The 22,742-nt window shown below is 70.0% G+C and carries 24 protein-coding genes; 13 read left to right on the forward strand and 11 right to left on the reverse strand.

Annotated elements, in window-relative coordinates; all coding sequences use genetic code 11:
* Nucleotides 1–379: 379 nt before the first annotated feature.
* The 5 genes from PUT80_RS31940 to PUT80_RS31960 are packed head-to-tail and all read left to right on the forward strand — an operon-like array spanning nt 380 to nt 5,699.
* Nucleotides 380–2,080: a nitrite/sulfite reductase gene (locus tag PUT80_RS31940; RefSeq protein WP_134663018.1), complete on the forward strand. Its 1,701-nt coding sequence runs from the start codon at nt 380–382 to the stop codon at nt 2,078–2,080.
* Nucleotides 2,077–2,772, forward strand: coding sequence for a phosphoadenylyl-sulfate reductase (locus PUT80_RS31945; protein ID WP_275294397.1), 696 nt, complete (start codon nt 2,077–2,079; stop codon nt 2,770–2,772). Before PUT80_RS31940 ends, PUT80_RS31945 begins: the two co-directional genes overlap by 4 nt.
* Before the next feature lie 10 nt (nt 2,773–2,782).
* The gene (gene cysD / locus PUT80_RS31950) at nt 2,783–3,703 is read left to right on the forward strand and encodes a sulfate adenylyltransferase subunit CysD (RefSeq protein WP_037813676.1); all 921 of its coding nucleotides are present in this window, start codon (nt 2,783–2,785) and stop codon (nt 3,701–3,703) included.
* Nucleotides 3,703–4,965: a GTP-binding protein gene (locus PUT80_RS31955; protein WP_037813678.1), complete on the forward strand. Its 1,263-nt coding sequence runs from the start codon at nt 3,703–3,705 to the stop codon at nt 4,963–4,965. The genes cysD and PUT80_RS31955 overlap by 1 nt, the downstream gene beginning before the upstream one ends.
* The gene (locus PUT80_RS31960) at nt 4,962–5,699 is read left to right on the forward strand and encodes a CbiX/SirB N-terminal domain-containing protein (protein WP_037813679.1); all 738 of its coding nucleotides are present in this window, start codon (nt 4,962–4,964) and stop codon (nt 5,697–5,699) included. The genes PUT80_RS31955 and PUT80_RS31960 overlap by 4 nt, the downstream gene beginning before the upstream one ends.
* A 3-nt stretch (nt 5,700–5,702) precedes the next feature.
* Here PUT80_RS31960 and PUT80_RS31965 read toward each other — a convergent pair whose 3' ends face one another.
* On the reverse strand, nt 5,703–6,560 hold the full coding sequence (locus PUT80_RS31965) for an oxidoreductase (protein ID WP_275294398.1): 858 nt from the start codon (nt 6,558–6,560) through the stop codon (nt 5,703–5,705).
* A 47-nt stretch (nt 6,561–6,607) separates the two neighbouring features.
* On the opposite strand from PUT80_RS31965, the gene PUT80_RS31970 reads away from it, so the two are divergent.
* Together PUT80_RS31970 and PUT80_RS31975 are read left to right on the forward strand one after the other, a co-directional pair.
* Nucleotides 6,608–7,156 (forward strand): TetR/AcrR family transcriptional regulator, encoded by a 549-nt coding sequence (locus PUT80_RS31970; protein ID WP_275294399.1) that lies wholly within the window; start codon nt 6,608–6,610, stop codon nt 7,154–7,156.
* Between the two features lie 179 nt (nt 7,157–7,335).
* Nucleotides 7,336–7,965 (forward strand): cyclase, encoded by a 630-nt coding sequence (locus tag PUT80_RS31975; protein WP_275294400.1) that lies wholly within the window; start codon nt 7,336–7,338, stop codon nt 7,963–7,965.
* Between the two features lie 44 nt (nt 7,966–8,009).
* Here PUT80_RS31975 and PUT80_RS31980 read toward each other — a convergent pair whose 3' ends face one another.
* Together PUT80_RS31980 and PUT80_RS31985 are read right to left on the reverse strand one after the other, a co-directional pair.
* Nucleotides 8,010–9,332, reverse strand: coding sequence for an alpha/beta hydrolase (locus PUT80_RS31980; protein ID WP_275294401.1), 1,323 nt, complete (start codon nt 9,330–9,332; stop codon nt 8,010–8,012).
* Nucleotides 9,333–9,423: 91 nt separating this feature from the next.
* Nucleotides 9,424–9,993 (reverse strand): helix-turn-helix domain-containing protein, encoded by a 570-nt coding sequence (locus tag PUT80_RS31985; protein WP_275294402.1) that lies wholly within the window; start codon nt 9,991–9,993, stop codon nt 9,424–9,426.
* Between the two features lie 96 nt (nt 9,994–10,089).
* Here PUT80_RS31985 and PUT80_RS31990 point away from each other — a divergent pair, with 96 nt between their 5' ends.
* A complete protein-coding gene (locus PUT80_RS31990; protein ID WP_134732992.1) occupies nt 10,090–10,863 on the forward strand; it encodes an enoyl-CoA hydratase-related protein in 774 nt (257 codons plus the stop codon).
* Nucleotides 10,864–10,905: 42 nt separating this feature from the next.
* Here PUT80_RS31990 and PUT80_RS31995 read toward each other — a convergent pair whose 3' ends face one another.
* From PUT80_RS31995 to PUT80_RS32005, 3 genes are read right to left on the reverse strand one after another with little or no spacing between them, the layout of a single operon-like run.
* Entirely contained in the window at nt 10,906–11,256 is a 351-nt protein-coding gene (locus tag PUT80_RS31995) for a barstar family protein (protein WP_037813689.1), read from the reverse strand.
* Complete coding sequence (locus tag PUT80_RS32000) at nt 11,253–11,705, reverse strand: ribonuclease domain-containing protein (protein ID WP_275294403.1); 453 nt, start codon at nt 11,703–11,705, stop codon at nt 11,253–11,255. Before PUT80_RS32000 ends, PUT80_RS31995 begins: the two co-directional genes overlap by 4 nt.
* Nucleotides 11,706–11,716: 11 nt before the next feature.
* A complete protein-coding gene (locus PUT80_RS32005) occupies nt 11,717–11,917 on the reverse strand; it encodes a hypothetical protein (protein ID WP_037813693.1) in 201 nt (66 codons plus the stop codon).
* A gap of 60 nt (nt 11,918–11,977) precedes the next feature.
* Here PUT80_RS32005 and PUT80_RS32010 point away from each other — a divergent pair, with 60 nt between their 5' ends.
* The 3 genes from PUT80_RS32010 to PUT80_RS32020 all read left to right on the forward strand — a co-directional run bounded on the left by PUT80_RS32010 (nt 11,978) and on the right by PUT80_RS32020 (nt 15,730).
* Complete coding sequence (locus tag PUT80_RS32010) at nt 11,978–12,943, forward strand: zinc-binding dehydrogenase (protein ID WP_275294404.1); 966 nt, start codon at nt 11,978–11,980, stop codon at nt 12,941–12,943.
* 162 nt (nt 12,944–13,105) lie between these two features.
* Complete coding sequence (locus tag PUT80_RS32015) at nt 13,106–14,128, forward strand: alpha/beta hydrolase (RefSeq protein ID WP_275294405.1); 1,023 nt, start codon at nt 13,106–13,108, stop codon at nt 14,126–14,128.
* Nucleotides 14,129–14,248: 120 nt separating this feature from the next.
* Complete coding sequence (locus PUT80_RS32020) at nt 14,249–15,730, forward strand: amino acid permease (RefSeq protein ID WP_037813699.1); 1,482 nt, start codon at nt 14,249–14,251, stop codon at nt 15,728–15,730.
* A gap of 868 nt (nt 15,731–16,598) precedes the next feature.
* Here the strand turns inward: PUT80_RS32020 and PUT80_RS32025 are convergent.
* The gene (locus tag PUT80_RS32025; protein ID WP_275294406.1) at nt 16,599–17,648 is read right to left on the reverse strand and encodes a nitronate monooxygenase; all 1,050 of its coding nucleotides are present in this window, start codon (nt 17,646–17,648) and stop codon (nt 16,599–16,601) included.
* A 60-nt stretch (nt 17,649–17,708) separates the two neighbouring features.
* Between PUT80_RS32025 and PUT80_RS32030 the strand changes: the two genes are divergently transcribed.
* Nucleotides 17,709–18,155 (forward strand): pyridoxamine 5'-phosphate oxidase family protein, encoded by a 447-nt coding sequence (locus PUT80_RS32030; RefSeq protein WP_275294407.1) that lies wholly within the window; start codon nt 17,709–17,711, stop codon nt 18,153–18,155.
* Nucleotides 18,156–18,199: 44 nt separating this feature from the next.
* Here PUT80_RS32030 and PUT80_RS32035 read toward each other — a convergent pair whose 3' ends face one another.
* Both PUT80_RS32035 and lepA read right to left on the reverse strand, forming a co-directional pair.
* A complete protein-coding gene (locus PUT80_RS32035) occupies nt 18,200–18,766 on the reverse strand; it encodes a Uma2 family endonuclease (RefSeq protein WP_037813701.1) in 567 nt (188 codons plus the stop codon).
* A gap of 120 nt (nt 18,767–18,886) precedes the next feature.
* A complete protein-coding gene (gene lepA / locus PUT80_RS32040) occupies nt 18,887–20,737 on the reverse strand; it encodes a translation elongation factor 4 (protein WP_037813702.1) in 1,851 nt (616 codons plus the stop codon).
* A 116-nt stretch (nt 20,738–20,853) separates the two neighbouring features.
* On the opposite strand from lepA, the gene PUT80_RS32045 reads away from it, so the two are divergent.
* On the forward strand, nt 20,854–21,465 hold the full coding sequence (locus PUT80_RS32045) for a class I SAM-dependent methyltransferase (protein ID WP_037813703.1): 612 nt from the start codon (nt 20,854–20,856) through the stop codon (nt 21,463–21,465).
* Here the strand turns inward: PUT80_RS32045 and PUT80_RS32050 are convergent.
* Both PUT80_RS32050 and PUT80_RS32055 read right to left on the reverse strand, forming a co-directional pair.
* Nucleotides 21,462–21,836: a VOC family protein gene (locus PUT80_RS32050; RefSeq protein ID WP_037813704.1), complete on the reverse strand. Its 375-nt coding sequence runs from the start codon at nt 21,834–21,836 to the stop codon at nt 21,462–21,464. The two genes, PUT80_RS32045 and PUT80_RS32050, sit on opposite strands and share 4 nt — an antisense overlap.
* 22 nt (nt 21,837–21,858) lie before the next feature.
* Entirely contained in the window at nt 21,859–22,719 is an 861-nt protein-coding gene (locus PUT80_RS32055; RefSeq protein WP_238605167.1) for a DMT family transporter, read from the reverse strand.
* Between the last annotated feature and the right edge of the window lie 23 nt (nt 22,720–22,742).

Consider the following 22,742-nt stretch of genomic DNA (forward strand, 5'->3'; position numbering starts at 1 on the left):
ACGCCGGGCGCGCGCTCCGCCGCCAAGCCGCCGATACTGTCTCACTAAGAGTCCGAAAGACGGGAAAGACCTGGCAGATCGCCCGCCCCATGCACATCCGGGACGGTTTCGCACCGCTGGAGTGAGCCTTCTCCCACGATCCGGACGCCCTTGGACGACGTTCGGCCCGCGTGGCAATCTGAGCCGGTGAGTCCTGCCGGTGTCCTTCTCGTGGCGCGCCGCCACGTCGACCTTCTCCGGGTCGCGAGCGCGCTCTGCCGGCCTGTTCGCTGACTCCCGCGCCAAGCCTGCCCAGCCCACCACCTGGACCACCGGCCCGCTGCCGCCCGCGCCGACGCCGCGGCGGAGCCGCCTCGACAACCCCGCCCGGAGGATCTCCATGTCCGCACCCCCGCGTGAAACGCCCGCGAAGGGCCGCACGCCTCGGACGCGCCAGAAGCGCGGCGAGGGCCAGTGGGCGCTCGGCTACCGGGAGCCGCTGAACCCGAACGAGCAGTCGAAGAAGGACGACAACCCGCTCAACGTCCGCGCGCGGATCGAGAACATCTACGCGCACCGGGGCTTCGACGCGATCGACCCGGGCGACCTGCGCGGCCGGTTCCGCTGGTTCGGCCTCTACACCCAGCGCAAGCCCGGCATCGACGGCGGCCGCACCGCGCAGCTGGAGCCGGAGGAGCTGGAAGACAAGTACCTGATGATGCGCGTCCGCACCGACGGCGGCGCGCTCACCACCGAGCAGCTGCGCGTGCTCGGCGAGCTGTCGCAGAAGCACGCGCGCGACACCGCGGACATCACCGACCGGCAGAACATCCAGTACCACTGGATCGGGATCGAGGACGTGCCCGCGATCTGGTCGCGGCTCGAGTCGGTCGGCCTGACCACCACCGAGGCCTGCGGCGACAGCCCGCGCGGCATGCTCGGTTCGCCGGTCGCCGGGATCGCCGAGGACGAGGTGCTCGACGCCTCGCCCGCGCTCGAGGAGATCCGCCGCCGCTACATCGGCGACCCGCGGTTTTCGAATCTGCCGCGGAAGTTCAAGACCGCGATCTCCGGGCTGCCGGACATCGTGCACGAGATCAACGACATCTCCTTCGTCGGCGTCGACCACCCCGAGCACGGCCCCGGCCTCGACCTGTGGGTCGGCGGCGGGCTGTCCACGAACCCGATGCTCGCCCAGCGGCTCGGCGTGTGGGTCCCGCTGGACGAGGCGGCCGACGTCTGGGAAGGCGTCGTCTCCATCTTCCGCGACTACGGCTACCGGCGGCTCCGTTCGCGGGCGCGGCTGAAGTTCCTGGTCAAGGACTGGGGTCCGGAAAAATTCCGGGAAGTTCTCGAAACGCAGTACCTGAAGCGGAAGCTGATCGACGGACCGGCAGTGCAGAACCCGGCCGTCCCGGTCGACCACGTCGGCGTGCACAAGCAGAAGGACGGCAAGTTCTACCTCGGCGCCGCGCCGATCGCCGGCCGGGTGTCGGGCAGCACGCTGGTCGCGGTCGCCGACGCGGCCGAGCGCGCCGGGTCGCGCCGGGTGCGGCTGACCCCGCTGCAGAAGCTGGTCGTGCTCGACGTGCCGGAGGCGGAAGTCCCGGCGCTGCAAGCGGAACTGGCCGAACTGGGCCTGCAGACCAAGCCGTCGCCGTGGCGGCGCAGCGTGATGGCGTGCACCGGGCTGGAGTTCTGCAAGCTCGCGATCGTCGAGACGAAGGTGCGCGCGCAGCAGCTGGTCGCGGACCTGGAGAAGTCGCTCGCCGACATCAACGCGCAGCTCGAAACGCCGGTGACGGTGCACCTCAACGGCTGCCCCAACTCCTGCGCCCGCGTGCAGACCGCGGACATCGGGCTCAAGGGCCAGATCGTCACCGACGCCGACGGCAACCAGGTCGAGGGCTTCCAGGTGCACCTCGGCGGCGGGCTCGGCGCCGACGCCGGGTTCGGCCGGAAGCTGCGCGGCCACAAGGTCACCGCGGGCGAACTGGTCGAGTACGTGGAACGCGTGGTGCGCGCGTACGTCGCGGGCCGCGAACCGGGCGAACGCTTCCCGCAGTGGGTGCTGCGGGCGGACGAAGGGGTGCTGCAGTGACCGCGGTGGCGGACTACCGGGCGCTGGCCGAGCGCGCCGGGAAGGAACTGGCCGACGCGACCGCCGAAGAGGCGCTGCGCTGGACGGCCGACACCTTCGGCGACGACTTCATCGTGGCGTCGAACATGCAGGACGCGGTCCTGATCGACCTCGCCACGAAGGTCAAGCCCGCGGTGGACGTGCTGTTCCTGGAGACCGGCTACCACTTCGCCGAAACCCTCGGCGTGCGCGACGCGGTGCAGACGGTGTACCCGGACGTGCGGATCGTCAACGCGCAGGCCGAGCAGAGCGTCGCCGAACAGGACGCGGAGTACGGGCCGAAACTGCACGAACGCGACCCCGGGCAGTGCTGTTTCCTGCGCAAGGTCGTGCCGCTGCGGCAGACGCTCGGCAAGTACTCGGCGTGGGTCACCGGCGTGCGCCGGGTGGACGCGCCGACCCGCGCGAACACGCCGATCGTCACCTGGGACGAGCGCAACGGCCTGGTGAAGATCAACCCGATCGCGGCGTGGACCGACGACGAGTTCACCGGCTACCTGCACGAGAACGGCATCCTGGAGAACCCGCTGGTGTCGATCGGCTACCTGTCGATCGGCTGCGCGCCCTGCACGGCGAAGGTCGAGCCGGGGCAGGATCCGCGCAGCGGCCGGTGGGCCGGGCAGTCGAAGACCGAGTGCGGATTGCACGGCTGAGAGAGGACGCATGACGACTTTGGAACCGGCGGCCGACGCGGCTGTCGACAACCTGGCCGCCCTTGAGTCCGAGGCCATCCACATCTTCCGCGAGGTCGCGGGCGAGTTCGACCGGCCGGTGATCCTGTTCTCCGGCGGCAAGGACTCGACGCTGATGCTGCACCTGGCGATCAAGGCCTTCTGGCCCGCGCCGGTGCCGTTCCCGCTGCTGCACGTGGACACCGGGCACAACTTCGACGAGGTCCTCGAGTTCCGCGACCGCGTCGTCGAAAAGCACGGCCTGCGCCTGGTCGTCGCGAAGGTCCAGGACTGGATCGACGACGGGCGGCTCGAGGAACGCGCCGACGGCCTGCGCAACCCGCTGCAGACCACGCCGCTGCTGGAAACCATCGCGGAGAACAAGTTCGACGCGGTCTTCGGCGGCGGCCGCCGCGACGAGGAGCGGGCGCGGGCGAAGGAGCGGATCTTCAGCCTGCGCAACGCTTTCGGCCAGTGGGAGCCGCGCCGGCAGCGGCCCGAGCTGTGGAACCTCTACAACGGGCGGCACCGTCCGGGCGAGCAGGTCCGCGTGTTCCCGCTGTCCAACTGGACCGAGGCCGACGTGTGGAACTACATCGCGCGGGAAAAGGTCGAGCTGCCCTCGATTTACTACGCCCACCAGCGCGCGGTCTACCAGCGCGACGGCATGTGGCTCAGCGAGGGCCCGTGGGGCGGGCCGCGTCCCGGCGAGGACGTGCGCGAGCTGAGCGTGCGCTACCGGACCGTCGGCGACGGTTCGTGCACCGGCGCGATCGAATCCACGGCGTCCACTGTGGAGGAAGTGATCGCCGAGGTCCAGGCTTCGCGGCTCACCGAACGCGGCGCCACCCGCGCCGACGACCGGATGTCCGAAGCGGCCATGGAAGACCGCAAACGGGAGGGCTACTTCTGATGTCGAGCCTGCTGAGGCTGGCCACCGCGGGCAGCGTGGACGACGGCAAGTCCACGCTGGTCGGGCGGCTGCTGTACGACACCAAGTCCGTCCTCGCCGACCAGCTCGACGCGGTCACCCGCGCGTCTGTCGACAAAGGACTGTCCACTCCGGACCTGTCGCTGCTCGTCGACGGCCTGCGCTCGGAGCGCGAACAGGGCATCACGATCGACGTCGCGTACCGGTACTTCGCGACGCCGAAGCGGTCGTTCGTGCTCGCCGACACCCCGGGGCACGTGCAGTACACGCGCAACACGGTCACCGGCGCGTCCACCGCGCAGCTCGCGGTGCTGCTGGTCGACGCGCGCAACGGCGTGGTCGAGCAGACCCGGCGGCACGCGGCCGTGCTCGCGCTGCTCGGCGTGCCGCAGCTGGTGCTGGCGGTGAACAAGATCGACCTCGTCGACTACGACGAGAACACCTTCAGCGTCATCGCCAAGGAGTTCACCGCGCACGCGGAATCCCTCGGCTACGACTCGGCGTCCGTCGTCACCATCCCGGTTTCCGCGCTGGTCGGCGACAATGTCGCGACCCGGTCCGAGCGGACCCCGTGGTACGACGGGCCGTCGCTGCTGGAGCACCTCGAAAACGTGCCGGTGGCACCGGATCCGCACGATTCGGCGCTGCGGTTCCCGGTGCAGTACGTGATCCGCCCGCGCACCGCCGAGTATCCGGACTACCGCGGCTACGCCGGTCAGATCGCCGCCGGAACGGTGCGTCCGGGCGACGAGATCGTCGTGCAGCCGCAGGGTATCCGCAGCCGGGTCGAGCGGATCGACACCGCGGACGGGCCGTTGGAAGAAGCAGGCGCCGGCACCTCGGTGACCCTGCTGCTCTCCGACGACATCGACATCAGCCGCGGCGACCTGATCGCTGCGGCCGACGCGTCGCCGGAGGTCACGGACGAGATCACCGGCACGCTGTGCTGGCTGTCGTCGAAGCCGCTCAAGACCGGCGCGCGGGTGCTGATCAAGCACGGCGCCCGGACCGTGCAGGGGCTCGCCACCGAGTTGCACGCCCGGTTCGACGAGCAGACCCTGTCCAGTGTGGACTCTCCGGCAAGCCTGGAGCTCAACGACATCGGCAGCGTCAGCCTGCAGCTGGCCGAGCCGCTGCCGGTGGACGACTACGGCGTGAGCCCGCGCACCGGCGCGTTCCTGGTGATCGACCCGAAGGACGGCGACACGCTCGCCGCCGGTCTCGTCGGCGAGCGGTTCTCGTGACGCCGCCCCTGGTCGCCGTCGCGCACGGCAGTCGCGATCCCCGCTCCGCCGCGACGGTGCGGGCGCTGGTCGACGTCGTCCGTGCGCAGGCGCCGGGGCTGGACGTGCACGAGTCGTTCCTCGACCTGTCGGAGCCGCGGGTCACCGACGTGCTCCGCGGGCTTTACGCACAGGGGCACCGCTCCGCGGTCGTCGTGCCGTTGTTGCTGGGCAGCGCTTTTCACGCCCGGGTCGACCTGCCCGCGCTGGTCGACGAGGTGACCGCGGACTGCCCCGGGTTCCGGATCCGGGTGTCGGACGTGCTCGGCGCCGACCCGGCTCTCGAAGCCGTCGCCCTCGACCGGCTCGCCGGAGCCCGCCGCCGCGGCGGAACCGGGGTGCTGCTGAGCGCGGTCGGCTCCTCGAACCCCGAGGCCAACGCGGTCGTCGCCGGAGTGGCCGCACGCTGGGAAAAGCGGCTCGGCCTGCCGGTCAGCGAGGCGTTCGCCAGCGCGACCCAGCCGGACATCCCGGCCGCCGCGGCCCGGCTGCGCGACCGCGGCGCGCGGCATCTCGTGGTGGCGTCGTGGTTCCTGGCCCCCGGCCTGCTGCCGGACCGGATCGCGGCGCTGGCCCGCGAGGCCGACCCGGGCGCGTTCATCGCCGAGCCGCTCGCGGACGACCCGCGCGTGGCGGACGTGGTGATCGGCCGGTACGCCGCCGCGATTTCCGGTCTGCTGCGCACCGCCGCCTGACCTTCACACCGGGCAGCCCACCCCGGTCGCCCGCAGCGAGGCCTCCCACAACCGCTTCTGCAGATCGGCGTCGTGCGAACGCGCGCTGGACTTGACCAGCTCCGGGTAGCCGCGGATCTCGAAAAGCCCGCCGGGACCGTAATACTCGCCGTTGCGCGCGCCGGGATCGGTCGCCGCCCGCAGCGTCGGCAACGCACCCATCGCGGGCGTCCGCCCGAACAGCCGCGCGATCGCCAGGTTCGCGCCCCGGAAGACGGACGACGAGTGCCGGAAAATCTCGGTAGTCGCCCCGCCGGGATGCGCGGCCAGCGAGACGGTTTCGGTGCCCCGCAAGCGTTTCGCGAGTTCGTAGGCGAACAGCAGATTGGCCAGTTTCGACGCCGGATACCCGCTCGCCGCGTGCAGGTCATCCGGGTCGATCCGGCCGAACCGGTGCCCGATGCTGCTGACCGTCACCACCCGCGAGCCCGGCACTTCCAGCATCCGGTCGAGCAGCAGTGCGGTCCACGCGAAGTGGCCGAGGTGGTTCACCCCGAACTGCATCTCGAACCCGTCCGCGGTCCGGCCGGGCGCATTGGTCACGCCCGCGTTGTTGATCAGCAGGTCGATCCGGTCGTGCCGGGCGCGCAGCTCGCCGGCCGCCTCCCGCACGGAGTCCAGCGACGCCAGGTCCAGCCGGACGACCTCGGTTCCCCGGCCGATCCGGCTCGCCGCGTCGCGTGCTTTCCGCAGGTCCCGGCAGGCCAGCACGACCCTGGTCCCGTGCTCAGCCAATGCGCGGGCCGTGGCGAAGCCGAGGCCGGTGTTCGCTCCAGTGACCACCGCGACGCGTCCGCTCGACAACCTGAACCACTCGTTCATGTTATATAGTGAACCACCAGTTCACCTTTACCGGCAAGGAGCGAGCAGTGCGGGCAGACGCGGCACGAAACCGGGCAGCGATCCTCGCGGCCGCGCGACGTTTGCTGGTGACTCGCGGACCCGAGGCCGGAATGGACGAGATCGCCGCCGAAGCCGGGGTCGCCGTCGGCACCCTCTACCGGCATTTCCCCACCAAACAGGACCTGGTGCGAGAAATCGCCGAAGACCTCGGCACCGCGATCGCCGACGTGCTCGACCAAGCCGCCGCTCGCGTCGCCGCCGGGCAGACCACCGCGGCCGACGAGCTGCTCGGCCTGATCCGCCGCGTCGTCGTCGACCTCAGCGAAGAACGCCTTCTCCGCACAGCACTCTCGAACCTGTCGCCCGAGCCGCTGCAAGCGATGCGCCAGCACGCCACGCGCGCGATCGAATCCCTGATCACCGCCGCCCATCGGGAGCACGCCCTGCGACCGGGAATCTCCGCCGACGACATCGGCCTGCTCCTCGCCACCTCGCCGGGCGCGGACGTTCCGGAGCCCGCCCGGCAGCGCTGGGTCGAACTGGCCTGGCTCGCCCTGTCGGACCACCGTCGGTAGGCCCGAACGGCCGATCAGCCCACTGTTACCGCCACAAGGTGAGCAGTATTCACATTTTTCGTCACCGTGCGCTGCTGTGAACGGTCAATCCTTGACGCGCTACTTAACTTGCCGGTAACTCTCTAATCGCTGCGCAGCTTTCTCTCTCCCCCGTGAAACCCGCAGGTAGGAGCACACAGATGAAAGCACCTCACTTTTACCGGCTGGCCGCGCTGACGGCGGCCGCCGCCCTTCCGCTCGCGCTGGCGGCCCCGGCGTCCGCCGCGACCGCGATCAACTTCGACTGCCAGGCCGACGCGCCGGTGGTCGGCCCGCAGCAGGTGTCGCTGGCCCAGAACGCCGACGTCACCGCACCCGCGACGGTCGCGCCCGGCGGAGCGTTCGACGTCGTCATCGACCCCGCGCCCAACACCGTCCCGAGCGACGTCGGCGGCAACAAGGTCAAGAACATCAACACCTTCGCGCTGAAGTTCCCCGTCCCGGCCAACTCGACCTACGTCAGCGCCGACCTCGCCGGCGGCTCCGGCCTCGGCGACACCGCGCCGACGATCAGCGTGGCCGACGGCGTCGCGACGCTGAGCTTCCCCGGCCCGATCGCCGGCGGTTCGACCTTCGAACTGCCGACCATCACCGCACACCTCAAGGCAGGCGACTCCGGCACGATCGAGACGAAACTGTCCGGCACCAGCTACAGCGACCCCGGCCTGACCTTCAAGGCCGTGGCGAGCAGCATCATCGGCGACGTGACCGCGCCGACGGCGTGCTTCCCCAACCCGAGCCCGGTTTTCACCACCACGACCATCGGCTGACCCGGACCGCGGCCACCCGCTGCGCCCGGGTGGCCGCGGCCGGTTCACGGCAGCAGCAGTCCCCAGCAGACCGCCCACGGCACGAACACCAGCCCGGCCGCGAGCGGCGCGATCGCCCCGCGCCGCCGGTCCGGTTTCCGCAGCCCGGCAAGGGTTACCGCCCACGCCGCCACCGTCGCGACCGCCAACACCTGCACCGCCAGCCACGGCAACGGCCGTCCGCCGATGACCGGTCCGAGATCCTTCATCCCGGACATCTGCGCCCAGCCGAGCATCCCGACGAATCCGGCGACCGTCGCCGTCCCCAGTCCGGCCAGCCACCGCGACGATCTGGTCCCCCGGCGACGCACCAGGGCAACCACCCCGCCGACCACAAACCCGGCCAGCAGCAGGGCAAGCGCAATCCCCTGCGCCGCAACAGATTCCCACCACGCCAACGGCGGGAGCGCTTCCGACGGCCGCTGCGCGAAGGCCGCGGTCTCGACGTGCACGCCCTGCCGATCCGCCAGCCAATCCGCGACCGCTGCCGGATAGCCCGGCACGACCCGAGACAGCCGGTCGAACCCGGCGTCGCTGGTCGAGTACAAATCCGGCCCGCCACCGGCGATGAACCGGATCGTGTGATTCGGGTGCTGCGCCAACGCTTCCGCGAAAATCCGCGAACTCTCGACCGGTACGTGGTTGATGTCGAGGTCGCCCCACAACGCCAGGATCGGCTGTTTCAGCCGTCGCAGCACCGGCACCGGGTCGTAGCCCGCCTCGGGAAACAGCCCCGCTCCGACGGCGAACCGCGTTCCCCGCACCGGCAATGTCGTCAGCAGCGAACCGGAAATCCCTTGGTGGCGAAGGACATTGCCCCAGTACCACGAGGTCTGCCGGGCACCGCCCATACCGGATCCGCCGACGGTGATCACATACGAGATGTCCGCCGTCCGCGTCGCGGCGAGCGGCGCGACCCACGCGCCCTCGCTGACGCCCCAGACGCCGACCTCAGCGGCTCCCGAATGCGCCCGCAACGCGCGGACCGCCGAGACCAGATCGTCCGCCAGCACGCCGTAATCGCGCTGGGTCTTGGAATAACCGCTGGTACGCCGGTCGTACACGAGCGTTGTGACGCCGAGCCGCCTGAACATCTCGGCCTGCACGCGAAGGTTGTCCCGCGTCCGCCAGTCCGAACCGCCTTGCAGGACGATCGCGGACTTCGCCGGACCGTCCGGCCGGAATACCGTGCCGTGCAACGTGATTCCGCCCGAACCGGCGAAGCTGACGTCGCCGGACGGTGGTGCTGATACCGGCTGGGCGGTCGGCAGGACCGAGCCCAGCACGAGGATCGCGGCGGCGAGCCGCGATTTGCCCCAGGGCAGCATGAAGTGTTCTCCTTGCTTCGGGAGATCGTGCGCGTTTTCCCTTATTCCTGGGTGCCGAGTGGCCGCTCGGCACCCAGGGCCTTCCTCGGATTCAGTCCCGGACGGCCTCCTCTCCGCCCGGAGCCGGGAACGCGAGCATCCGCGTCTCGACCCGGCGCGCCCCCTCCGGCGTCTCGTCGTCCGGCCGCTGATACCGCCGCAGCAAAGCGAGATACGCCTCGAAGAAGTCGCCCAGCTCGTCCAGGGTCACGGTGATCGCGCCGCGCGAGTACGGGATCGCGTCCGCCCACTCCCCCAGCTGCGGCCGCTCGCGCTCGAACCGTTCGTACAGTTCGGTGTCGCCCGCGAGCCACAGCCGGTGCAGTTCGCCGATCGCCGCCTTCGCCGGATCGTCCTCGGCAGGCGGCAACCGCACGTCATGCGGCACGGCGCGCCACCAGCGCTCCCGCCCGCGCGCGCGTTCGGGAAGCTCCTCGACGAACCCGTTCTCCGCCAGGACCCGCAGGTTGTAACTCGTCCCGCCGCTGGTCACGCCCAGCCGCTCGGCGAGCGTCGTGGAGGTCGCCGGTCCGGACGAGGACAGCAGCTCGAGAATCCGCTGCCGCAACGGGTTCGCGAGCGCCTTGAGCGCCTTCAGATCAGCGCGACGAGGTTCTGCCATGTCCCCAAGGTAGCGGTGCACGAGTTTTGATGCACGGGTTTTCGTGCATGAACTTCACACCCGCTCTCCGACGGGCGGTGTGCGAAAGTGTCAGGCATGGCTGACGAACTGGTGCACTACGAGGTGGCGGCCGGCATCGCCACGATCACCCTGGACTCCCCGCACAACCGCAACGCGCTGTCGGCGCAGCTGCGGCGGGAACTGAGCGAGTCGCTGACGAAGGCTCGCGAGGACGACGCGGTGCGCGTGGTGCAGCTGACCCACACCGGCCCGGTCTTCTGCGCGGGCATGGACTTGAAGGAGGCCCGCGGCGCCGGTTCGTCCGACCAGGGCGTGAACGAGTTCCCGCGGATCCTGGACCAGCTGTGGACGAGCCCGAAGCCGGTCGTCGCACGGCTGGCGGGCCCGGCTCGCGCGGGCGGCATCGGCATGGTCGCCGCGTGCGACATCGCGGTCGCGGTCCCGGAAGCGACGTTCGCCTTCTCGGAGGTCCGGATCGGCGTCATCCCGGCGGTCATCAGCCTGACGGTGCTCCCGCGGCTGAACGCGCGGGCCGCGCACGAACTCTTCCTGACCGGCGACGTCTTCGACGCGAAGCGCGCGGTGGAGATCGGCCTGCTGAACGCCTGCGTCCCGGCGGAAGACCTGGACAAGACGGTCGAGGGCTACCTCAAGTCGCTGACCCTCGGCGGCCCGAAGGCCCTGGCCGCCACGAAGGAACTGCTGGCCCGTCCGCGCCCGGCGACCCCGGCCGAAGGCTTCGCCGACATGAACGCCCTGTCCGCGGGCTTCTTCGCGAGCGAGGAAGGACAGGAAGGCATTCAGGCCTTCGCCCAGAAGCGCAAGCCGAACTGGGTCCCGCAGGACTGACGCTGCCCGTGAGGGGAACCCCGGGGTTCCCCTCACGGCTTCTCAAGAATCGACCAGCACCAAGGTCAGCCGATGCGCCCCGGAGCCCATCGCCCGCTGCGCGTCCGAAAGCACGCTCCGCACCGCCAGATACGCCTTGGGCTCGGCCGCCTTCAACCCGTCCGACCCGGTCCAGATCAGCACGTGCTCGCCGGCAGGCAGCCACGACAAATCCGTGAGCATGTCGTACAAGGCGTCCAGATTCCGCCCGAAATAAGACGGGAAGGAAAGCGCCTCGCCGATCGCGTCCAGCGCCGACAGCTTGTCCAGCGTCCGCGTTCCGTCGACCCGGTGCGGATAAGCCCCGCGCGCGAACGCCGCGTCCGCCGCGGCCTGCGCCGTCTCCCCGCTCACCGCGCGGGATCCACAACGACGAACGACGCGTAATGGTCGGCTGTGTAATACAACTCTTTCCCCGCCCCCGTGATCAGCCTGCGCGCCCCTCGGTCCGGGCTGCCCGGCGTTTTCACGGTGTATTCGTGGTAATAGCCGTTCTTCTCCGCGGGAAGCACCTTTTCCCGGTTCTGGAAGACGACGTCGTCATTGCGCGGATACGGGTAGGGCCCGCCCTTTTGGATCAGGTTCCACGTGTCCTTCGCCTGCGAAGGCAGCGAGGACAGCGGTTTGACCGGCAGCTTGGAGTCCGCCCCCGGCACCTTCCCGGAAGCGGCGGCGGGAGCGCCCGACGAGGACGAGGGCACCGGCGAATCCGAGGAGCCGGCGGTTTCCTTGACGAGCCACCCGCCGAGCACCAGCACGAGGAGACCGACGAGCGCAGCGGTGATCCGCCTACGGTTGACCATGGTGTGCCAGCTTAGGAGCGGCCGGGACCGTCGTCGTCACGGGCCGTGCCGAACCAGCGGCCGAAGCGTTCGACCAGCTTGTCGATGGCCCACGCGGCGAGCAGGCACAGCGGCACGAGCACCGCCATCACCAGCACGAACTGCACGGGGAACCAGGCTTGGGCAAGCCACAGCTCGACCCCGTCCCACCAGTTGGCCAAGCCCTCGAACACGAGTGTGAGCCTACGCGCGCTCGACTGCGCCGGGTCGGGCAGGGGAGGTAGGTTGCTGCCATGTTCGCCGTATACGCGCAGGAACCCAACGCCGAGTCCCCGCTCGATTCGCTGGTCGTCGGCGAGCGGCCGGAACCCGAGGTGCCCGAAGGCTGGGTCCGGGTGCACGTCAAAGCCGCCAGCCTGAACATGCACGACCTGTGGACCTTGCGCGGCGTCGGCATCAAGCCCGACCAGTTCCCGATGATCCTCGGCTGCGACGGAGCGGGAACGCTCGACGACGGCACTGAGGTCGTGCTGCATTCGGTGATCAACGCGCCGGGCTGGCAGGGCGACGACACGCTCGACCCGAAGCGCACCCTGCTCACCGAAAAGCACCAGGGCACGTTCGCCGACCAGGTCGTGGTCCCGGCCCGCAACGCGGTGCCGAAGCCGGCCGGCCTGAGCTTCGCCGAGGGCGCGACGATGGGCACCGCGTGGCTCACCGCGTACCGGATGCTGTTCGTGAAGTCGGGTCTGCGGCCCGGCCAGACGATGCTGGTGCAGGGCGCGTCCGGCGGGGTGTCGACCGCGCTGATCGCGCTCGGCCGCGCGGCCGGGTTCCGCGTGTGGGTCACCGGGCGCACCGAGGAGAAGCGCGCGCTGGCCGAGAGCGTCGGCGCGCACCAGACGTTCGAGTCCGGCGCGCGGCTGCCCGAGCGGGTGGACGGGGTGTTCGAGACCGTCGGCAAGGCCACCTGGGGACACACGCTGAAGTCGCTGAAGCCCGGCGGCGTGGTCGTCGTGTCCGGTTCGACCAGCGGCCCCGACCCGTCGGCCGACCTGCAGCGCGTGTTCTTCCTGCAGTTGCGGGTCCTCGGCTCGACCATGGGCACCCGCGACGAGCTGGCCGACCTGCTCGCCTACCTCGACCTGAAGGGCATCAAGCCGCAGATCGGCACCGAGCTCCCCCTCACGGAGGCCCCCGCGGGATTCGCCGCGATGGCCGCCGGGGAGACCGCGGGCAAGATCGTCTTCACCCACTGATCCTGATCGCACCGCGCTGGCCTGGGCTTTTGTTCGCCGAACAAGCCTGGGCCAGCGCTTTTACCTGTTCTCCGGTGAATCGTCAACACCCCTGCTTCGCAATCAGATAGTGACCCCCGAAGTTCCACCAGAACTCGACCTTGGGCGGTTAACCTGGAGAACATGACCGCGACGCAGCGGCCCGCACCCGCCGACCGGGGCGGCCGGCACCCCAGCGACCCGGCGCCCGTCCGGGAGTCGTTCCGGCGCTTCGCCGGGATCCGCACACGCGTGCTCGAGGTCGGGCCCGCCGTCGCCGAGGCGCCCGCACCGAAGCGCACGCGCCGCAAGGGTGCCGAGAAACCGCGCGCTCCGCGGCTCGTGTTGCTCCACGGGTATTGCGACAGTGCCGACACGTGGCGTCCGGTACTCGGAGAACTAGCCGCCGCGGGCATCGCCGCGATCGCCGTCGACCTTCCCGGCTTCGGCGACGCGCAGCCGCTGCGCCCCGGCCCGATGCTGCCCCAGCTCGACGCGTTCACCGCCGCGGTGGTGCGCGAGCAGGCCGTGCTCGGCCCGGTCGTGCTCGCGGGCAACTCGCTCGGCGGCACGATGAGCCTGCGCGCGGCGCAGAACCACCGGCTGCCGACCACCGGCGCGGTGTCGATCGCCGCGCCCGGTTTCGTCGACTCGTGGCTGGTGCGCACGGTCGGGCGCAATCCGCTGCCGCTGCGGCTGTACTCCTCGCTTCCGTTGCCGGTGCCGGGTTTCCTGGTCCGCGCGGTCGCCGAACAGCTCGTGCCGCGGATCCTCTACGCCGACTCGCGGCACGCGGACGCGGGCCAGGTCCGGCGGTTCACCACGCTCTTCCCCGACTACCGGGCCACCACGTCCCGGCTCGAACAGGCCCGGCAGCTCGTCGCGGAGCTGGCCGACGCCTACCGGCTCGACCAGATCAAGATCCCGCTGCTCGCGGTCGCGTGCGGCAAGGACAAGCTGGTAATGGCCGCGTCCGGGCGGAAGCTGCACACCCTGGTGCCGCACAGCAGGCTCGTCGTCCGCGAGGACTGGGGCCACTGCCCGCAGCTGGACGACCCGGCCGAGGTCGCGGAGCTGCTCGCGTTCTTCGCCGCGGGCGCGGTCCGCTCGGCCGCGCGCCCGGCGCCCACGGTCAGCGACGTCGAGGACGATTCCGCGACTGGGTGACGCAGGGCCGCCGCGATCGTCACACTATGGAGTCGGTGACAGGCGCGGCGCCTCCGGGTACGGTGCCCTGCCAGGGCCCGGAACCCGGGTCCGGCGAACCACCAGTCTGAGGAGACATCGATGTCAGCTCCGCGCGGCGGCCCTAACCTGGGCTCCGGGTCCGGGATCTTCCGGCGGAAGCCGATCGAAACCATCGAGAGCGTCGGCGAAAGCGGCCTGCAGCGCACGCTCGGCCTGCGGCAGCTGACCGCGATCGGCGTCGGCGGCATCATCGGCGCGGGCATCTTCTCGCTCGCCGGGGCGGTCGCGAACAAGACCGCGGGCCCGGCCGTGCTGATCTCGTTCCTGATCGCGGGCATCGCGAGCGCCGCGGCGGCGTTCTCCTACGCCGAGTTCGCCGGCCTCATCCCGCGCGCGGGTTCGGCCTACACCTACGGCTACGCGGTGCTCGGCGAGATCGTCGGCTGGTTCATCGGCTGGGACCTGTTGCTGGAGTACACCGCGATCGTGTCCGTGGTCGCGATCGGCATTTCGGGTTATTTCAACGATTTGCTGGGCTTCCTGCACGTGTCGCTGCCGCACTGGATGTCCGGCGCACCAGGAACGGAACCGGCGGGCGTCCCGTCCGGGTCCTACAAGGTCAACCTGTTCGCGGTGCTGCTCTGCCTGCTGATCGCCTTCATTCTCAACCAGGGCATGAAAAACGCGGCGCGGTTCGAAACGCTGCTGGTGTACCTGAAGGTCGGCCTGGTGCTGCTGGTGATCGTGGTCGGCGCCTTCCACATCCAGAGCGGCAACTACAGCAACTTCTTCCCGTTCGGTCTCAGCGGCGCTTTCACCGGTGCGGCAACGGTATTCTTCGCGGTCTTCGGCTACGACGCCATGTCCACCGCGGCGGAGGAGTCGCAGGACTCCCAGAAGCACATGCCGAAGGCGATCATCTACTCGCTGGCGATCTCGATGGTGCTGTACGTGCTGGCGTGCCTGGTCCTGACCGGCATGGTGAAGTACACCGACATCAACCCGGAAGCGGCCTTCTCGAGCGCGTTCGCGAAGGTCGGCCTCGGCTGGCTAGGCGCGATCATCGCGGTCGGTGCCATCATCGGCATCCTGACGGTCCTGTTCACCTTCCTGATGGGCGCGACCCGCGTGGGCTACTCGATGAGCCGAGACGGCCTGCTGCCGAAGTGGTTCTCGAAAACCCATCCGGTGCGCAAGGTCCCGTCCCGCATCACGTGGATCCTGGGCGGCGCTTCGGCGTTGATCGCAGGCGTGCTGCCCATCGGCGAGGCCGCGGAACTGACGAACATCGGCATCCTGCTGGCTTTTGTGGTCGTGTGCATCGCGGTGATCGTGCTGCGCTACAAGCGCCCGGACCTCCCGCGCACGTTCAAGACGCCGGGCATGCCGGTGGTCCCGATCATCGGTGTGGTGTTCTCGATCTGGCTGATCACGTTCCTGAAGCCGGAAACGTGGCTGCGCTTCGCGATCTGGTTCGTGATCGGCATGGCCATCTACTTCGCCTACGGCAAACGCCACTCCGCAATGGAACGCGGCTCCGGCGACGACGAGCAGGGCGGGTTGAAGTCCACTTCGGACTGATCGCTTCCGGTCGGTTGAGCGGGTTGTGATGCGGGGGACGCCTTTTGGTGGGCGTCCCCCGCGTTTCTTTTTGTGCTGCTGGTGATGTCGCTTCTGGGGCTCGTCTGCTCGGGGACTCGCGCGGTGTCCGTGCACGATCGGGCATCGTTTCCGGTCTACTAGCGCACTTTGTCTCCGCAGCTTTCCGCGGCTGGATCACGCATAGTTGCTCGATCCGCTTCGCCGCCGAGTCAGCCCGCGAACACCTGACTGCTGAGGGATTCCACGGCCAGGAACTCCGACGCCCGACCGGAGTACAGGAACCGGCCAAGCCGTTGTGGTCCCCTGCCCTCGCCGCGGCGGGCTCTCCAACGCAACCGCCCAAGCCATCGCGACCCCGACCCTCGCCGCGGCAGATTCTCAACACAACCGGCAAGCCGTCGTGGCCCGTGCCCCGCCGCCAGGTCCTCGACACAACCAGACAAACCGTCGCGCCGCCGCTACGGCAGATTCTGAACGCAACCGCCGAGCCATCGCGACCCCGGTCCCCACCGCAGCAGGCACTCAACACAACCAGCCAAGCCACCGCGACCCCGGCCCTCACCGCGGCAGATCCTTAACACAACCGGCAAGCCGTCGCGACCCCTGCCCCACAGCAGCAGACTCTCAACGCAACCGCCAACCCGTCGCGCCCTTTGCCGCGCCACAGCAGGAACCAGCCAAGCCGTCACGCCCCTTGCCCACCGCAGCTGCAACCAGCCAAGCCGTCACGCCCCTTGACCACCGCAGCAGGAGCCAGCCAAGCCGTCGTGGCCCTCGTCCCCGCCACAGCAGGCACTCAGCGCAACCGGCCAAGCCGTCGCAGCCCCAGCCCTCGCCGCCGGAGGTCTCAGCGCAACCGGTCGAGCCGTTCCGCTGCCGCCTTTGCCTCGGTGCGCAGGCGGGCCACGATCGAGGCTGCCGAACCGTCACCGGCGAGGGGGTACGTCTGGCCAGCCCACAGCGACATCGCCTCCGGGTCGCCGGCTTTGGCGGCCGCCCCGCGGACCGGTTTGCTCAGGTGGTGCAGTTGCGGGTAGGCGGCGGGGGCGTCGGCGGAGAGGTCGCTCAGGACGCGGTTCACCATGCCCCGCGCCGGACGTCCGCTGAACGCGCGCGTGAACGCCGTCGGCCGGCCGGCTTCGGCGAGTGCGCGTCGCTGGGTGTCGCCGGTGCCGGCTTCCGTCGCGAGCAGGAATGCCGTGCCCAGCTGCGCCGCCGACGCACCGGCGGCCAGCACTGCCGCCACGTCGGCGCCGTTGACCAGTCCCCCGGCGGCGACCAGCGGCAAGCTCGTCCGCGCGCCGAGCAACCGCAGCAGCGCGAGCAGGCCGTATTCCTCGCCGCCGGCCGGGTTGCCCGGGTCGTCGGTGAACAGCCCGCGGTGCCCGCCGGCTTCGAAGCCCTGCACGACCAGCGCGTCGGCTCCGCGCGCGGCAGCGAGGTCGGCTTCCTCCGGGTTCGTGACGGTGACCGCGACCTTGCCGCCCGCCTCGTGGATCCGCTGCGCCTCGGCGGACGTCGGCGCGCCGAAGGTGAACGACACCACCGGAACCCGGTGCCGCACGACGAGGTCGAGCTTCGCCGGGTACCCGTCGTCGTCCCAGACCGGTTCGCCGAGTTCGACCCCGTAGCGGACAGCCTCGGCGAGCAGCCGTTCGCGGTGCGCGCTGAGGTCGGCCACCGACCGGCCGCCGGGGACGAACAGGTTCACGCCGAACCGGCCGCCGGTGAGGTCGGCGGTCTGCGCGATCCGGGCGTCCAGCGTCTCCGGGCTGAGGTAGCCCGCGGCGAGGAAACCGAACCCGCCCGCGTCCGTGACGGCGCCGACCAGCTGCGGAGTCGTCGGCCCGCCCGCCATCGGAGCCACGATCACCGGGAACTCGAGATCATCGAACATGTCCCCGAGCCTAGTGCCGGACCGGAAATGCGCCGGGCCGCCGCCGCGTTGCAGAAAAGCATGACGGCAACCCTGGAACAGCTCCGCGCGCTGACGGTGCAGGAGAACGGCCTCGCCACCGTGGCCACGACCCGCGCCGACGGCACCGTGCACGCGTCCGTCGTGAACGCGGGCATCCTGGACGACCCGGTGACCGGCAAGCCGAGCGTAGGCTTCGTCGCCGTCGGCGGCGCACGCAAACTCGCCCTGCTGCGCCGCAACGGCCACGCGACCGTCACGTTCCGCCGCGGCTGGCGCTGGCTCTCGGTGACCGGCCCGGTCCGCCTGATCGGCCCGGACGACCCCGACCCCGCCTTCCCCGCCGACGACCTCCCGCCCCTGCTGCGCGAGGTGTTCCGAGCCGCCACCGGCACCCACGACGACTGGGCGGAGTACGACCGCGTGATGGCCGCCGAACGCCGGGCCGCGGTGTTCGTGGAGGTGAGCAAGATCATCGGGAACGGCTGAGCACTTCTCATGACGCGCACAACGAAGCAGGCCGTCCGAACCGTTTAGCTCCTTCCGGCGAGTACCTCGGGCACGACCCGGACGGGGAACGGCCGCTGCGCTTCGAACACCTCAGCTCCCGCTGCCTTGGCGACCTGGCAGTAACTGCCGTCCTCGTCAAGTTCGAAGGCAGTTAGTTCAGGCGCCGCCGGGTCGATCACCCAGTAGCTCGGCACGCGTAGCCGTTCGTAGAGCGCCTTCTTGGTGTTCAGGTCGTGAATCGACGTGCTCGGCGACAAGACCTCGACTGCAAGAACCGGCGGCACTGGAAGATCCTTGGCGGTGAAGTCCTCGGTCCGGCCGACCAGCACATCCGGCTGAAGTTCTATCCGGTCGCCCACATGCACAGCGAACGGCGCACCGACGACGAACATGTCCTCGGGGCAGGCTGCGTAAAGCACGCCGTACAACTGATAGCCGATCGTCTGGTGTCTCAGACCTGGCGCGGGGCTCACGAGGAGCGTCCCGTCGATGAGTTCGTAGCGACGGCCGTCATCCGGCATCCCCTCGAGGTCGTGCACCGTCATGGGCCCCGACCCGGGAGGATTCTGGATTTCCGCCATAACCGTCATGGTGCTCTCCTTTCCCTGTTCGCGCCAGAGACTCCCTGTCCGCAATTGAGAACACCAGCCACCACCGACAAAAAACGGCGGCCCCGGAAACCCGGAGCCGCCGTTCACCCGAAAGTGACGCTACTTCTTGTTCTTCCCGTTGTCCTCAGTGGACAGTGCCGCGACGAACGCCTCCTGCGGCACCTCCACCCGGCCGACGGTTTTCATCCGCTTCTTGCCTTCCTTCTGCTTCTCCAGCAGTTTCCGCTTCCGCGAGATGTCGCCGCCGTAGCACTTGGCGAGCACGTCCTTGCGGATGGCGCGGATCGTTTCGCGCGCGATGATCCGCGAGCCGATCGCCGCCTGGATCGGGACCTCGAACTGCTGGCGCGGAATCAGTTCCCGCAGGCGCGTCGCCATCCGGTTTCCGTACGTGTAAGCGGCGTCCTTGTGCACGATCGCGGAGAACGCGTCCACCGTCTCGCCCTGCAGGAGGATGTCGACCTTCACCAGGTCCGCCACCTGCTCGCCGGACTCCTCGTAATCGAGCGACGCGTAGCCCCGCGTGCGTGACTTCAGCGTGTCGAAGAAGTCGAAGATGATCTCCGCCAGCGGGATCGTGTAGCGCAGCTCGACGCGGTCCTCGGACAGGTAGTCCATGCCCAGCAGCGTGCCGCGTTTCGCCTGGCACAGCTCCATGATCGTGCCCACGAACTCCGACGGCGCGAGGATGCTCACCTTCGACACCGGCTCGTGCACCTCGGCGATCTTGAGCCCGGTCGGCCAGTCCGACGGGTTCGTGACGACGACCTCGCTGCGGTCCTCCAGCACCACGCGGTACACGACGTTCGGCGCGGTCGAGATCAGGTCGAGGCCGAACTCGCGCTCCAGCCGGTCCCGGGTGATCTCCAGGTGCAGCAGGCCGAGGAAGCCGCAGCGGAAGCCGAAGCCCAGCGCGACCGACGTTTCCGGCTCGTAGGTCAGCGCGGCGTCGTTGAGCTGCAGCTTCTCCAGCGCCTCGCGCAGTTCCGGGTAGTCCGAGCCGTCCACCGGGTACAGCCCGGAGAACACCATCGGCTTCGGTTCGCGGTACCCGGCGAGCGGTTCGGTCGCGCCGTGCCGCTCGGACGTCACGGTGTCGCCGACCTTCGACTGGCGCACGTCCTTCACGCCGGTGATCAGGTAGCCGACCTCGCCGACGCCCAGTCCCTTGCTGGCCTTCGGCTCCGGCGAGATGATCCCGACTTCGAGCAGTTCGTGCGTCGCCCCGGTCGACATCATCTTGATCTTCTCGCGCGGCGTGATCTTGCCGTCCACCACGCGGATGTAGGTGACGACGCCGCGGTAGGTGTCGTAGACCGAGTCGAAGATCATCGCGCGGGCGGGCGCGTCCGCGTCGCCGACCGGCGGCGGGACCTGCCGCACGCACTCGTCCAGCAGCTCGGTCACGCCCATGCCGGTCTTCGCCGACACGCGCAGCACGTCCGAGGGCTCGCAGCCGATGATGTGCGCGATCTCCGCCGCGTACTTCTCCGGGTCCGCCGAGGGCAGGTCGATCTTGTTCAGCACCGGGATGATGTGCAGGTCGTTCTCGAGCGCGAGGTACAGGTTCGCGAGCGTCTGCGCCTCGATCCCCTGCGCGGCGTCGACCAGCAGGATCGCGCCCTCGCACGCTTCGAGCGCCCGCGAGACCTCGTAGGTGAAGTCCACGTGGCCGGGCGTGTCGATCAGGTGCAGGACGTGGTCCTTGCCGTCCACCTGCCACGGCAGCCGGACGTTCTGGGCCTTGATCGTGATGCCGCGTTCCCGCTCGATGTCCATGCGGTCGAGGTACTGCGCGCGCATGGCCCGCTCCTCGACGACGCCGGTGAGCTGCAGCATCCGGTCCGCCAGCGTCGACTTGCCGTGGTCGATGTGGGCGATGATGCAGAAGTTGCGGATCAACTCCGGCGGCGTGAAGGTGGTGTCGGCGAACGTCTTGGGCGCTGTCACTCGGGCTGTCCTCGGGATGGTGGGGGATGTCCGTACCCCATCGTCCCATGGACCTCCGGGTGCGGGTGGGGGTCATCCCCGATGCGGCCCCGCCCGTCTCGTGATGACCTCGAAGCATGAGCACTTCACCCTCCCCCTCGCCGCCCGGCCCCGGCGTCCTCGACGCCGCGCTCGACCGGGCTTTCGGCCATCCCAGCGGGCTGCTGGGCAGGCTCGGCGGCAAGCTGATGGCGATCGGCAACGCCACGACCGAACACCGCATCGTCGACCTGGCGCGCCTAGAACCCGACGAGACCGTTCTCGTCGTCGGCCCCGGGCCCGGGGTCGGCCTCGACGCGGCGAGCAAACTCGCCGGCGAGGTGATCGGCGTCGAACCCTCGCCGCAAATGCGCGACCTCTGCACGGACCGCTGCGGCGACCGCGCCGAGGTGCGCGCGGGCAGCGCGGCCCGGACCGGCTGCGCGGACGCGTCCGCCGACGTCGTGCTGACCGTGAACAACGTCCAGTTCTGGGAGGACCGCCCGGCGGCCTTCGCCGAGCTGTTCCGCGTGCTCCGGCCGGGCGGACGGCTGCTGCTTTCGGCGCACGAGAAGTGGCTTCCGGTGACGCGGCACGAACTGGCCGACGAAGCCGCCGCTGCGGGGTTCACCGACCTGCAGACCTGGACCTGGGACCCGCCCGGATTCGCCGCGCTCGCCGCCCAGCTCCGGGCCGTGAAACCGGGCTAGCGCTTGTCGCGGCGCAACGGATGGTCCTCCGGGACCTCGACGAGCACGATCCGCAGCCCGTCCGGGTCGGCGATCCACGCCTCGTCGGTGCCCCACGGCTCGCGCCGGGCCTCGCGCACCGGTTCGACCCCGCGTCCGGCCAGTTCGGCCAGCGTCGCGGGGAGATCGCGGACCTGCAGGAACAGATTGACGTCCGGGCCGGGCCCCTCCTCGCCCGTGCCGACCACCTCGATCGACCCGCCGCCGGCGAAAAACCGCGTGCCGCCGGGGAACTCGCGCTCGATCGCGAGGCCGAGGGCGTCGCGGTAGAACGCGGTGGACACCTCGTGGTCGCGGGGGTGGATCAGCACCCGGCTGCTCAGTACGTCCATGGTTCCTGCCTACCCGAGCGGCTCAGGCGACCGCAATCGCAGCGATCCCGGCCAGCACGACCAGCGATCCGGCGAGGCGGCGGACCGCGTTGCGCTCGCGGAGCACGAGCCAGGCGGCGACTCCGCCGAAGACGATCGACAACTCGCGCGCCGGCGCGACCAGGCTGACCGGCGCGATCCGCAGGGCGTACAGGACCAGCAGGTAGCTGGCCGGCGAGGCGAGCCCGACGATCAGCACCTCGCGCCGGTGGTCGCGCCACAGCCGCTTGATCTCCGACCGGCCGCGCGCCGCGGTCGGCGAGAGCAGGATGCTCTGGCCGATCGCGCCGCCGCCGAAGTAGACGAGCGGAGGCACGCCGAGCGACGTGACCGAGTGCGCGTCCCAGAGCGTGTAAGCGGCGATGACCACGCCGGTCGCGACGCCGTAGAACACCCCCGCGCGGCGGGCCCGGGCGTTGCCGGTGCCGCCGCCGAGGCTGATCACCAGGACGCCCGCGACGACGAGGAAGGCCCCGATCAGCCCGAGCACGCCCGGCCGTTCGCCCAGGACCGTGACGGCCACGAGCACCGACACCAGCGGCCCGGTCCCGCGAGCCAGCGGGTAGACGATGGACAGGTCGCCGACCTCGTATCCGCGCTGCAGCACGATCCCGTACGCCACGTGCAGGACCGCGGTGCCCGCGGCGGCGAGCAGCCAGGTCCACTGTGGACGTTCCGGTTCGACGGCCAGCGCGACCGCGATCACCGGGAGCATCGCCGCCGCGGAAACCGTGTAGTACAGCCAGACGAACCGCGGACCGCCGGAAACCCGTTTGGCGGCAAGGTTCCACACGGCGTGCACGACCGCGGCGACGAGGACCATGGCGAGGGCTGTGGTGTTCATCCGGACCCCTTCAGGTTTTCAGC

Source organism: Amycolatopsis sp. La24, assembly GCF_029087445.1.
Lineage (GTDB): Bacteria > Actinomycetota > Actinomycetes > Mycobacteriales > Pseudonocardiaceae > Amycolatopsis > Amycolatopsis nivea.

Excerpts from the sequence above, each read along its gene's own strand:
- PUT80_RS31955 (WP_037813678.1), top strand. The coding sequence starts at position 3,703 with ATGTCGAGCCTGCTGAGGCTGGCCACCGCGGGCAGCGTGGACGACGGC.
- PUT80_RS31940 (WP_134663018.1), top strand. The coding sequence starts at position 380 with ATGTCCGCACCCCCGCGTGAAACGCCCGCGAAGGGCCGCACGCCTCGG.
- PUT80_RS32055 (WP_238605167.1), bottom strand. The coding sequence starts at position 22,719 with ATGAACACCACAGCCCTCGCCATGGTCCTCGTCGCCGCGGTCGTGCAC.
- PUT80_RS31980 (WP_275294401.1), bottom strand. The coding sequence starts at position 9,332 with ATGCTGCCCTGGGGCAAATCGCGGCTCGCCGCCGCGATCCTCGTGCTG.
- PUT80_RS31985 (WP_275294402.1), bottom strand. The coding sequence starts at position 9,993 with ATGGCAGAACCTCGTCGCGCTGATCTGAAGGCGCTCAAGGCGCTCGCG.
- PUT80_RS31990 (WP_134732992.1), top strand. The coding sequence starts at position 10,090 with ATGGCTGACGAACTGGTGCACTACGAGGTGGCGGCCGGCATCGCCACG.
- cysD (WP_037813676.1), top strand. The coding sequence starts at position 2,783 with ATGACGACTTTGGAACCGGCGGCCGACGCGGCTGTCGACAACCTGGCC.
- PUT80_RS32045 (WP_037813703.1), top strand. The coding sequence starts at position 20,854 with ATGAGCACTTCACCCTCCCCCTCGCCGCCCGGCCCCGGCGTCCTCGAC.
- PUT80_RS32015 (WP_275294405.1), top strand. The coding sequence starts at position 13,106 with ATGACCGCGACGCAGCGGCCCGCACCCGCCGACCGGGGCGGCCGGCAC.
- PUT80_RS32025 (WP_275294406.1), bottom strand. The coding sequence starts at position 17,648 with ATGTTCGATGATCTCGAGTTCCCGGTGATCGTGGCTCCGATGGCGGGC.
- PUT80_RS32035 (WP_037813701.1), bottom strand. The coding sequence starts at position 18,766 with ATGACGGTTATGGCGGAAATCCAGAATCCTCCCGGGTCGGGGCCCATG.
- PUT80_RS31965 (WP_275294398.1), bottom strand. The coding sequence starts at position 6,560 with ATGAACGAGTGGTTCAGGTTGTCGAGCGGACGCGTCGCGGTGGTCACT.
- PUT80_RS32050 (WP_037813704.1), bottom strand. The coding sequence starts at position 21,836 with ATGGACGTACTGAGCAGCCGGGTGCTGATCCACCCCCGCGACCACGAG.
- PUT80_RS31975 (WP_275294400.1), top strand. The coding sequence starts at position 7,336 with ATGAAAGCACCTCACTTTTACCGGCTGGCCGCGCTGACGGCGGCCGCC.
- PUT80_RS32030 (WP_275294407.1), top strand. The coding sequence starts at position 17,709 with ATGACGGCAACCCTGGAACAGCTCCGCGCGCTGACGGTGCAGGAGAAC.
- PUT80_RS32000 (WP_275294403.1), bottom strand. The coding sequence starts at position 11,705 with ATGGTCAACCGTAGGCGGATCACCGCTGCGCTCGTCGGTCTCCTCGTG.
- PUT80_RS32020 (WP_037813699.1), top strand. The coding sequence starts at position 14,249 with ATGTCAGCTCCGCGCGGCGGCCCTAACCTGGGCTCCGGGTCCGGGATC.
- PUT80_RS32010 (WP_275294404.1), top strand. The coding sequence starts at position 11,978 with ATGTTCGCCGTATACGCGCAGGAACCCAACGCCGAGTCCCCGCTCGAT.